This window comes from uncultured Kiloniella sp. (genome assembly GCF_937128705.1).
Classification (GTDB): Bacteria; Pseudomonadota; Alphaproteobacteria; order Kiloniellales; family Kiloniellaceae; genus Kiloniella.
Genome location: NZ_CAKZMP010000081.1, coordinates 38,256 through 49,314 on the forward strand (window position 1 = coordinate 38,256; position 11,059 = coordinate 49,314).

General features: G+C 43.5%; 10 protein-coding genes. 7 read left to right on the forward strand and 3 right to left on the reverse strand.

The window, feature by feature from the left end; translation table 11 throughout:
* The first annotated feature begins 17 nt into the window (after positions 1-17).
* Complete coding sequence (locus Q0241_RS04830; protein WP_299373955.1) at positions 18-2,078, forward strand: CHASE2 domain-containing protein; 2,061 nt, start codon at positions 18-20, stop codon at positions 2,076-2,078.
* Between the two features lie 18 nt (positions 2,079-2,096).
* On the opposite strand, the gene Q0241_RS04835 is transcribed toward Q0241_RS04830, so the two are convergent.
* Together Q0241_RS04835 and Q0241_RS04840 are read right to left on the reverse strand one after the other, a co-directional pair.
* A complete protein-coding gene (locus Q0241_RS04835) occupies positions 2,097-2,702 on the reverse strand; it encodes an OmpA family protein (RefSeq protein WP_299373958.1) in 606 nt (201 codons plus the stop codon).
* A 26-nt stretch (positions 2,703-2,728) separates the two neighbouring features.
* Positions 2,729-3,154: a FecR domain-containing protein gene (locus Q0241_RS04840; protein ID WP_299373961.1), complete on the reverse strand. Its 426-nt coding sequence runs from the start codon at positions 3,152-3,154 to the stop codon at positions 2,729-2,731.
* A 479-nt stretch (positions 3,155-3,633) separates the two neighbouring features.
* On the opposite strand from Q0241_RS04840, the gene Q0241_RS04845 reads away from it, so the two are divergent.
* A complete protein-coding gene (locus Q0241_RS04845; protein ID WP_299373964.1) occupies positions 3,634-3,840 on the forward strand; it encodes a hypothetical protein in 207 nt (68 codons plus the stop codon).
* Positions 3,841-4,581: 741 nt separating this feature from the next.
* Here Q0241_RS04845 and Q0241_RS04850 read toward each other — a convergent pair.
* Positions 4,582-4,965, reverse strand: a complete 384-nt coding sequence (locus Q0241_RS04850; protein ID WP_299373966.1) for a hypothetical protein — start codon at positions 4,963-4,965, stop codon at positions 4,582-4,584.
* 286 nt (positions 4,966-5,251) lie between these two features.
* Here Q0241_RS04850 and parE point away from each other — a divergent pair, with 286 nt between their 5' ends.
* From parE to Q0241_RS04875, 5 genes are all read left to right on the forward strand, one after another.
* Positions 5,252-7,243 (forward strand): DNA topoisomerase IV subunit B, encoded by a 1,992-nt coding sequence (gene parE, locus Q0241_RS04855; protein WP_299373969.1) that lies wholly within the window; start codon positions 5,252-5,254, stop codon positions 7,241-7,243.
* Positions 7,244-7,452: 209 nt separating this feature from the next.
* Positions 7,453-9,723, forward strand: a complete 2,271-nt coding sequence (locus tag Q0241_RS04860) for a marine proteobacterial sortase target protein (protein ID WP_299373972.1) — start codon at positions 7,453-7,455, stop codon at positions 9,721-9,723.
* 83 nt (positions 9,724-9,806) lie between these two features.
* On the forward strand, positions 9,807-10,175 hold the full coding sequence (locus Q0241_RS04865; RefSeq protein WP_299373975.1) for a hypothetical protein: 369 nt from the start codon (positions 9,807-9,809) through the stop codon (positions 10,173-10,175).
* A 163-nt stretch (positions 10,176-10,338) separates the two neighbouring features.
* Entirely contained in the window at positions 10,339-10,542 is a 204-nt protein-coding gene (locus Q0241_RS04870; protein WP_299373978.1) for a hypothetical protein, read from the forward strand.
* Between the two features lie 28 nt (positions 10,543-10,570).
* Positions 10,571-10,786 (forward strand): hypothetical protein, encoded by a 216-nt coding sequence (locus tag Q0241_RS04875; protein ID WP_299373981.1) that lies wholly within the window; start codon positions 10,571-10,573, stop codon positions 10,784-10,786.
* Positions 10,787-11,059 lie beyond the last annotated feature (273 nt).

The window sequence follows — 11,059 nt, forward strand, 5'->3', positions numbered from 1 at the left end:
ATTATCGACCACAGCAAATGCTGACATTTGCGACCAAAGCCTTTTCGAAAACAACCACGATACTGGTGGCTGTTTTGTTTTGTGTGGTCGCCCTTAAAGTTTCAGATCCATGGGCCATAAGAATTCTGCGTCATAACACTTTTGATGTGTTTCAAAAGATAAGCCCAAATCAAGAAGAAACTCAGAATATTGTGCTGGTAGAGATTGATGAAAAGAGCCTCAAAGCAAAAGGGCAATGGCCTTGGCAAAGGAATATTCTTGCAGATCTTTCTCATAAAATCCTACAGCAATCCCCACGCGCCCTAGCAATAGATATCGTTTTTCCTGAACCGGACAGAACTTCCCCCAGTCTTATCATTCAGAACAATCCGACACTCGCACAGCAATTAACGCCGCTTAAGCAGAACTTCCCCTCATACGATGACATTCTTGCCGATGCACTCAATGGCCATCCTGTTATTTTGGGCATGGCCACAGGTTATGGCACAGATCAGCGCGCCCCGGTCGAGACAACAACAAGTATAAAAATGTACGGGGATGATGTCAGGTCGACCTTACCACAGTTTAACTATGTCCTCAGAAACATAGAGCAGCTTGAAAAGGCAACAACACAAGGCGTCAACAATCTGGCCTCAGAACGAGACGGGATTATTCGACAGCTCCCCTTGCTATACAATGTAAACGGTACAATCATCCCGTCATTTGAGATAGAAACCCTGCGCGTCGTTAATAATGCAGACCAAATTGAATTAACGACAGAAAACAATAAGCTCAAAAGTATCAAATTAAATTCATTCGATTTGACCATGAGCAATCGAGGTAAACCCTGGATCTATTTCAGTAAAAATTCCGAATACATAAACGTATCAGCCTATGAAACACTTACAGACGCAATCGACGACACTCTTTTTAAAGATAAAATTGTCATTCTAGGGGTAACTGCCCTTGGTATAGCCGATCACACACTAACGCCAGTAGGATCAAGCTTGTCAGGCCTAGCAGTTCACGCTCAGGCTCTGGATAACATGCTGACCGACACGCTCCTCACGCGTCCCTCCTCTTTCTTCTGGATAGAATTAAGTTACCTGCTTTTAATTGGTATCATTTTCCTTGTCGTTCACAAACGACACGGAGCCTTAGAAGTTACCGTTACATTTGCTGTTTTATGCTGGATAACCGTCCTTGCATCTTCTGGCCTGTTCGCTTTGAGATTAGAGCTCTTTGACCCTTCCCTGCCGATGATACTGACATTAATCATGTTTATGATTTCCGTTTCCACCGGTTTTGTCATGGAACAAGCACGCAGGCGAGAAGAAGCCAGAATCGCCGCACAAATGGAACGCGAAAAAGAAGCACGGATCAGAAAACTACAAAATGAGCTACTTCACACCATCGGCAAAAGCTCAGTCCAGAAGCTTTCTTCATCTATTGCACACGAACTCAATCAGCCCCTTGCAGCCATTTATAACTTCACAAACGCAGCCAAAAAAATTCTGGATAAAGGCAATCTTGATCAAGAAACAATCAAACCTGTTTTAGAGAAAATTCTAAAGCAAGCTGACCGCGGGAATGAAATTCTACGAACAATCCGGGATGCAGCCGAAACGGGCAAGACCAGCCTGGTGCCTCTTAATATAAACCAGATAATTATCGAAGAAATTGAATTACTTAATGATTCTGACTTAGGAGAGAAGGTTACCATAAACACAAACCTTGCCCCAAACATTACAAATGGCACAGCAAACGAAATTCAATTACACCAAGTCCTCCTTAACCTGATTCGTAATGCAAAACAGGCAACAGAAGAAGTCGATAAAAATAACCATGAAATACTAATTTCAACATGCGAAAACCCCAAAGGTATGATTGAGGTTGCCGTAAGCGATACAGGCCCAGGACTAACATCTGATCAGAAAAAAGATCTCTTCAAACCTTTCTTTACGACAAAAGAACAAGGCACAGGATTAGGCTTGGCAATCAGCCGCTCGATTATAGAAGCTTGGGGCGGTAATCTATGGGTAGAAGACAACAAAAAAGGGGGAGCAACTTTCAAGTTTACTCTCCCCCTTCGTGACTAAAAGGTATTTGTATGTATTTTAACGCAATACCATATCAACTCTACGGTTGAACGCTCGGCCACCTTGCCCTTCACCGCCACCAAGTGGGTTTTCCTCGCCCAGAGACTTGATATCAATAGACCCACCATCGATTCCGTTCTCGATTAGCTTGTCACGCAAATTATCCGCCCTGCGAAGGCCCAGCTCTTTATTGTAATCTGAAGCGCCAATGGTGTCAGTATGACCAATAAGGCTGATATCCACAGTTTCTCTTGTGGCAATTTCAGCTAAAACGGATGCAAAAATCACATTTGATTCCTCTGTTAGCTCTGCGCTATCAAAGCCAAAGAAGAAGAAGAATGATAGTGGCTTTGGCGGTTGAGCTGCCTCTGTTTCAGCAACCAACTTGGCAACAATATCATTTGAAAGTTCTCTTGGTTTTTTAGGTGCTTTGTCATCTGGAATTTCTACGACGGTATTAACCGAAGAAATAGTTTGCACACCCGCATCGTTTCGAACACTGACTTCACCAACACTTCCATCTTCCTCTGGCAACAGAATAACATAGTTACCACGAGGCGCCGAACAGCCAGCGAGAACCAAGAACAAAATTGATAATAGGAATTTAGATATAAATTTAGGCATTAAACGCTCCCCCTTGTCCACTGACATTATTCTGCACGTACAAACATCTTAGTGCCCCGAACAGATATTGTTCCGGCAGGCGTTGATATTTGTAAATCCTCATCTGGGTTTTTAGTCAGCTTTGCGATAATGCCCGAAATATATAAAAGCGTTCCTTCAAAAAGCTGAACAGCAAAAGCTAGCTTTTTGTTATCAGGATCGAATTCAAAATTATTCAATTTCAGGGAAGAATTACTCCCCAAAGAAACAAGGGTGTTATCTCGAAAAGAAACCCCTAACGATGATTCATTACGTGTTTTAACAATGTCATCCTTGTACAAAGGGTCACCGATTTGAAGAATCCGCTCGGCACCCGCACTTTCAACATAACAGGCACCATTTAATACCTTTACATAAGCTATTGCACTTTCATCTGCCTGCGCCACTGAAGTCGACGCAAACAAAAGCGACATAAAAGCCAATTTTAAAAATGACGAGCTTAATTTCCTGACAAGAAACATCGTTTCACAACCTTTTAGTTCTATAAAAAATTCAGGTACGTCTTAACGCAAATCAACCCTGTAATAACAAGTATCAATTCAACATCCTTGATATTACCATATCGTGTAATTCAACTTACATCAGTAACAAATATCAATCTAGAAGTATAAGACAACAGCTAAATATTTTCGAACAAAAGCCATCAAAAACATAATCTTTAAATTACGTACATATCAAAAAACCGTTGATGTAGAAATCTAAACATTATGCATAATACTGAAACAATACTTTAACCATTCCCATAAATATTACTCTGCACATTGCCTTAAAATTTGCCGTCGCAAGCCAAAGTTGAGAGAAAAAATAAAATCATCAACTTACTTAAAGACACTTGTAAAATTACATGGTATTTTAATTAAAATTTATTCACAAATTTACATTACAGGCTTCAATGTATATTCCGCCTATCTACACACGGACGGGAACAATCATTACCCCTGAACTCCGCGCGGACCGGGGGCCAGCCTTTAAGCCTGCGACAGCCGACACAATAGAAGTACAGAAAATCAAAACCATAAATCCTGATAATTCTGGTAGTCAAAAATTACTCGCGCCGCCTACGGATGGCAGAGGAAGTCGAGTTGATATTTTGGTTTAGATATAAGAGATCAGGATTTAAGCCTGTCCCGACTTAATAACGCAATCCAGGATACTTTAAACAAGGCTTGTTAGGCACCAAACTTAGACAAAACACCGGCCCAGACATAACAAAAGCGCGGTCAAACGATCCGCGCTTTTGTTATGTGTCATTCTTTGCAACAGCTTATTAGGCCGCAATACCTTCCCGCCAAGCGGTAGAAGATTTGCATGTCTTGCAAATGCGTTCGCCAGGCCATTCGCTCACGAACTTTTCCCGACACTTCAGACAACTACGTTTTTTCTTTTCATACACCCGGTCAGAAACCGGCTTTGTATTGGACTGATCGCTCATTAATCCCTCCGTAGGATCCGGTAACTTAATAACCTCAAGAACCGTAGTCCTAGGTAAATAGATAATTAGTTAAGTTCTTCTGCAGAAAAAAACAGAAGAAAAGGTCTCCAAAGCTCGTCAAGAGCCATCACTATCTGACACCCTATGGACAAATGCACAGTAGACAGAACTATTTAAAATCATAAAATAGCACTATATCTATACATTTTGTATAGCGTCTCAAATTGTGGCGATTCCGACAGTCGACTACATAGAGACTTATGTAGTAAGAAACGGAACGGAGACTCAAACAAAGGCACTTTGTGCATTGCACAAGTATTAAATAATGTAAGTGAGAAAAAAAATCAACTGCCGTTGTGTGAAATTTGACGATGTCAACGTATTTTTCCGTCGTTTTTTTGTAATATATTATTCCACAACGAAAGGTTTTACCTGCCCTCCATAGCCATGCACGCTATCATGAGCACGTATAAAAACTTTTTTTACACCTTTGGGAATCTCAACGCCAGATAAAGATCTGGTAAAGGGTTGCTCATTTTCATGAGGATGATGAAGCACGCGTGTTGCTAAAATGGTTTCGTCTTCGGTGATGACCTCCCAACGATTAGCATAGTGATCCCAACCTGTGTCATCGTGACGCACTGTCACATCAAAGCGCCAACCACGATCGCCATCCTTGTAACCTTTAACATTAATAACATCTGCCTCGCCTGCAACCACAGGATTCAAAAAAGAAAAAAGCAATATAAGAGGCAACAGTATATAACGGATAATGGCAGAAATTTTTTGCATAACGTCCCCAAGAAGAATTCTATCAAACAATAACAGTTCGCTATCTATAACAGAGGTAATGCAGTAATGCTTTTCACAACCCGGTGAGTTTTATGAAATACAAAACCACAGATGAGAATCCAGTCACCGCCATCAAGCATTACCAAATTCAACTTTGCCCCACACCTTACCCTTTCGGAGTCTAGGCGATATACATCAGGAATAAAATGCTCTTGGGCGAAACAAAACGTGAATACACTATCATCTGGAACTTGCCTTAGCCTGATCATCAACACATAATGTTCCCATGTCAGATCTATTTCAGTCAGCCCCCACAAATGAAACCACGGTTGATTATTCAGCCAAGGATATTCAAGTTCTCGAAGGTTTAGAACCTGTTCGGCATCGCCCCGGTATGTATATCGGCGGCAATGATGAACGCGCCATGCATCATCTTGTTGCAGAGGTTCTTGATAATGCCATGGATGAGGCAGTAGCAGGCCATGCGACACGAATCGATATTGAACTTGGTCTGGATAACCATATAACAATCAAAGACAACGGACGTGGCATTCCCGTCGATGCTCATCCAAAATATACGGACAAATCTGCACTGGAAGTCATCCTGACCACCCTGCACTCTGGTGCCAAGTTTACACAGGATGCCTATGCAACATCCGGCGGCCTTCATGGCGTAGGTGTTTCCGTCGTAAATGCTCTGTCTGATGCCATGTATGTTGAAGTCGCAAGAGATCGACAGCTTTACCGACAGGAATACAGCAAAGGTCATCCGCAAACTAAGCTGGAGTTGATTGGCAAAACCAACAATCGACGCGGAACGACAATTTCATTCCACCCGGACGCCGAAATTTTTGAGCCCGGTTGTAAATTCCAACCCGCCCGTCTCTACAAGATGACGCGATCAAAGGCCTACCTTTACAAAGGCGTTCAAATCCGTTGGACATGTGAACCTTCCCTTGTCGAGGGTAGTAATATTCCCCCAAGCGAAGTGATCCACTTCCCAAACGGCTTGAAAGATTTTATTGATTCACAGCTTGGCGAACGCCCTGCCCTAACATCTGAATCCTTTGCTGGTGAAGCTGAATTTTCTGATGGTCAGGGACGTGCGGAATGGGCCATTTGCTGGCCCCGAGACGAACAAGGCTTCGTCAATTCCTATTGTAATACAATCCCGACACCTGATGGCGGCAGCCATGAAAGTGGTATGCGCTCTGGCCTCCTAAAAGGTCTCAAGGCATACGGAGAACTTACAGGAATCAAAAAAGCGGCCCAAATTACAGGCGATGATCTTCTGAACGGCAGTATTTCCGTTCTCTCCGTCTTTATCAGGGACCCGCAATTTCAGGGACAAACCAAAGATAGACTCGCCACCCCTCTTGCTGCCAAATTAACCGAAGCAACTATTAAAGATCACTTTGATCTTTGGTTGGCCAGTAATCCTGAAAGTTCCAGACTTTTACTGGAACGTATTATAGAGCGCAGTGAAGATCGGTTAAGAAGAAGACAAGATAAAGAAACAAGTCGGAAAACTGCGACGCGTAAAGTTCGCTTACCCGGAAAGCTTGCCGACTGTAGTAGCAACAGATCAAACGATACTGAAATCTTCTTGGTAGAGGGCGATTCAGCTGGTGGCTCTGCCAAGCAAGCACGTGATAGAAAAACACAGGCGATTCTTCCCCTTCGTGGAAAAATTCTAAACGTAGCCTCTGCAACAGCGGACAAAATCAAAGCAAACCAAGAGATCGCAGATATTAGCTTGGCACTAGGCTGTGGCACCAAAGGCCAGTTCGATAAAGACAAGCTTCGTTACGAACGCGTCATAATCATGACGGATGCCGACGTTGATGGTGCTCATATTGCTTCGTTGCTGATGACTTTCTTTTATCAGGAAATGCCAGGTCTGATCGAAAGCGGTCATCTCTTTCTGGCAATGCCACCGCTTTATCGTCTTACACAAGGCAGTAAAACGGTCTATGCCATGGATGACGAGCATCGACTTGAACTGGAAAAAACTGAACTGACTGGACGCGCGAAAATCGAAGTCAGTCGCTTTAAAGGTCTTGGTGAAATGCCACCTCGACAACTTAAAGAAACAACAATGGACCCATCCAAAAGAGTCCTCTTGCGCGTTACCGTTCATCACAATGATGATTTTGATCCTGCCGAAAGCCAAAGAGCCGCAGCGGACAGAGTAAATTGCCTAATGGGTAAGAAACCGGAACTACGGTTTAACTTTATCCAGGACAACGCAAAGTTCGTTTCAGATATCGATATCTGATATAAACCAAGCCATAATTCAAATAAAAAAAGCACTGCCATTCATCTCGATGGCAGTGCTTTTTTTATTTGAATTATGGTTGGCTCAATATGCGATAATCCCGACTTTGCCCCTTTTTTGTCACAAAGCCCCACCCTTTGGGCATAAAGCCGCGAGATAAGAATACAAAGAAACAAAACAACTTTATTCTTAGATGACAGGGCAGCGGCATGCTGAAAACAATCACACAGAAACAATTAAACTTTTCGATTAAACAACAATTTATCAGGGGGCTATTGGCTGCCTCTATAATTGTTATGGGCATAGGTCCCTCGGTTGCAAATGGACTGGTGTCCCCAAATGACATGAAAAGAGGCTCGTTGTTATTGAAAACAACGGAAGCCGGTAAAATGGTCGAAGCCATTCAGCTTGCAACCAATGTAGAGATTGACATCAACGGACCGATTGCCCGAACGAAAGTCACCCAACGCTTTAGAAACCCTTCTGATGGCTGGGTTGAAGGAACCTATGTTTTTCCTCTTCCTGAAACATCAGCTGTAGATACACTCAAAATGCAAATCGGTGATCGTTTCATCGAAGGCATTATCAAGCCCAAAGAAGAGGCTCGAAAAATTTATGATGACGCCAAAAGAGAAGGCAAAAAAGCCAGTTTGGTTGAACAGTTACGCCCCAATCTCTTTACCAACTCGGTCGCAAATATAGGGCCGCAAGAAATCATCGTTGTACAGATTGAATATCAAGAAACGGTCAGGCAATCGAATGGTCTTTTCTCGCTCCGTTTCCCAATGGTTGCAGCCCCCCGCTACAACCCAAAGCCACGCATTGTCGAAAGTGTAAATTTTGAGAATGATGAACAGTGGGGAACAGTAAAAGATTCCGTTCCGGATCGTGAAGAGATAACGTCTCCAGTAATAAATCCGGCAAGACAAGCACAAAGCAATCCGGTGTCTTTGAATGTCAACTTGGCTTCCGGCTTCCCCATTGCTGAAATCAAAAGCCCGTTCCACAACATTATTACAGACTATAAATCCAAAGATCAGGTTGAAGTCTCTCTCAGTGATCAAGTCGTCCCTGCAGATCGCGATTTTGAACTAAACTGGAAAGCCGAACCAAAAAAATCTCCCCGCGTAGCCCTATTTAAGGAAACAATTGGTCAAGATGACTATTTCCTTGCCTTTGTTACTCCCCCCAAACTGGCTCAACTTGCTCAGGATGAAATAACAACACCAGACAGGGAAGTTATCTTTGTTATTGATAACTCAGGCTCTATGGCTGGCCCTTCTATGAGACAGGCAAAGGAAAGCTTGCTTTTAGCTCTTGCAAAGTTGAGCGATCAGGATCGCTTTAACGTCATAAGATTCGATGACACCTACGAAGTCCTTTTCCCTTCAGCTCTTGAAGCCAATACTGGCAATCTTGATATCGCAAAAAGATTTGTCTCATCTCTCGAAGCTGATGGCGGAACAGAAATGTTACCTGCGCTGGAAGCCGCCTTGGAAGACCAAACCCCGCACGAAAAATCGACTTTACGCCAGATTGTATTCTTGACGGATGGTGCCATTGGCAATGAAAAACAAATGTTTGATACCATTGTAAAAAAACGTGGTCGTTCCAGAATCTTTACCGTCGGTATTGGTTCTGCCCCCAACAGTCACTTTATGAACCGCGCATCCAGCTACGGCAAAGGAACCTTTACCCATATCGGATCAGAACAACAAGTCAGATCCCGTATGAACGAACTATTTACAAAGCTTGAAACCCCGGTGTTAACCGATCTTCAGGCAAACTGGCCAGAAAGTAATCAACCCGAGAAAAACAATGTAGAAATGAGCCCACGTCACCTCCCCGATCTCTACAGTGGTGAGCCCGTCGTTATCTTGGCTAAAGCCAAAAATACGGTTCGATCAGTCAAAGAAACACTGGATGTTTCTGGCCAGTTCTCAAACCAACCCTGGACAATTAAATTACCGCTCCACAAAGCACAGCAAGGCAATGGTATTGGCAAACTATGGGGCAGAAAGAGAATTTCAGAAATAGAAGGACAGTACTTTCAGGCCGATAATTGGAATGTGCTTGATCAATACATACTCAATACAGCTATGAAATACGGCCTAATCAGCAAAATGACGAGCCTTGTCGCAGTTGATATCACCCCGACGCGGCCAACTGGTACAGATTACAATAGTCAGAAGATAGCGTTAAACCTTCCTGCTGGTTGGGATTTTGAGAAAGTCTTTGGGCCTGATTACACTTCGGCTCCAGAACAACTTGAAAATGCCAGCATTTCATCCCTGCATGCCTTAGCTGCAAGTGATACCCCCTTGGCAAATCTAGCCTCTGCAAAAGCTAAATCCATTCCCTTACCTGCAACAGCAACAACAGCGGAATTAAAAATCATTCTTGGTATTCTTCTGTTACTGGCAACGGTATTCTTTATGCTGGTCTCCCGTAAAATGCTTCTAAATGGACAGCGTCCATAGCCATGAAAACCTCTAGTACTATAAAGCCTACCTTACAAATACGAAGACCCTTTCAGAGGCCCCCTCAACATCTGGTAAGAGGAGTGAGAAAGCTCCTCTTACTCGCATTATTCATGGCTGGGTTTGCCCTGATCGGGGATGGTCTCTACATCAAATTAAAAGCCGTTCTGGCGCAACACCTGTTACAACAGGCCTGGCAGGAAACCTTAACCACCCAGACACCACAAAGAGCATGGTCATGGGCCGATACATATCCTGTCGCAGAAATCAGCCTTCCCGATCTGGCTATAGATCCTGTAATCGCCTTACGCGGCAGTAGCGGCGAGGCCTTGGCATTCGCCCCCGGTCATTTGGAGAACACTGCCCGCCCCGGTCAGCATGTTCCTCAACCCCGCTGCCGCAATAGTCTATCCTCAGCCAGCCCAAGCAGTGCTGACGACTTACTGGGATGAGCCGGAGAAATTCGAGCAGATGAACCGTGAGTTGAAAAAGTTCATTCGCAAAGTCGAAGATGAAGGAATTCACGAGTAGCGACCAAATAACGCGCATTGCGTGTGTTATAGTAAAGTTGCCTAAATTTCAACCAGTGATACAATCAAGAAAACAGGAGGCGTTATGAAATCAATACTTGCAACTGCTATCAAAGCTGGACTGGTGTACATGATTCGAAATTATGCCGCCTCACTGGTGTTTGACATGATTGTTGAGCAGGCCGAAAAGCTCTCACGTCGCACTGATACTGACATCGACGATAAGGCTGTGGCCATGCTGAAAAACGACAAGAGCGACTTCATAGCAGCCATCAAGGGCAGAATCTAATTAAAGCCAAACTTAAAGGTGTGGAATTATGAGTTCAAAACTACTTAAAGATGCAACACAAGAAGAGCTTCTTGCTGAATTGATTGAGCGCTCTGGAGGTCTTAGTCAAGCTCCTGATACTATTCGCTATTGCAGTACCATGCGAGAAGCGCTAGTTGGGATTGGTTATGATGAAACAGCTAGTATTTTCTTAGATCAAGAATCATACGAAGCGTTAGTTGATATTGTCGGGGCTGATAAATGAAAACCAAAGCGAAAGCAACAAGTTACAAGCCGAAGAAGCCGAAGAAGAAAGCCAAAAAGGTCGCGGGCGGTTTTGACTACAACATCACAAAGCGACGGAAGTCAGCATGATTTTACTCTTCGCGGTCATTGCGCTGGTTATATTCATATTCACCGCCAAGAGACTGGCTCTCGTATCATTTATAGCGTTTTTCATTGCACAATTCATATCGACGCGAAGTGTAGTGACGTTCAGCTATGAGGCTGCTGTAATCAGCATGATGATTCTGAACTT

Bases quoted from the DNA above. Each gene is read 5' to 3' on its own strand.
- Q0241_RS04860 (WP_299373972.1), top strand. From the start codon at position 7,453: ATGCTGAAAACAATCACACAGAAACAATTAAACTTTTCGATTAAACAA.
- Q0241_RS04845 (WP_299373964.1), top strand. From the start codon at position 3,634: ATGTATATTCCGCCTATCTACACACGGACGGGAACAATCATTACCCCT.
- parE (WP_299373969.1), top strand. From the start codon at position 5,252: ATGTCAGATCTATTTCAGTCAGCCCCCACAAATGAAACCACGGTTGAT.
- Q0241_RS04830 (WP_299373955.1), top strand. From the start codon at position 18: ATGCTGACATTTGCGACCAAAGCCTTTTCGAAAACAACCACGATACTG.
- Q0241_RS04875 (WP_299373981.1), top strand. From the start codon at position 10,571: ATGAGTTCAAAACTACTTAAAGATGCAACACAAGAAGAGCTTCTTGCT.
- Q0241_RS04870 (WP_299373978.1), top strand. From the start codon at position 10,339: ATGAAATCAATACTTGCAACTGCTATCAAAGCTGGACTGGTGTACATG.
- Q0241_RS04835 (WP_299373958.1), bottom strand. From the start codon at position 2,702: ATGCCTAAATTTATATCTAAATTCCTATTATCAATTTTGTTCTTGGTT.
- Q0241_RS04850 (WP_299373966.1), bottom strand. From the start codon at position 4,965: ATGCAAAAAATTTCTGCCATTATCCGTTATATACTGTTGCCTCTTATA.
- Q0241_RS04840 (WP_299373961.1), bottom strand. From the start codon at position 3,154: ATGTCGCTTTTGTTTGCGTCGACTTCAGTGGCGCAGGCAGATGAAAGT.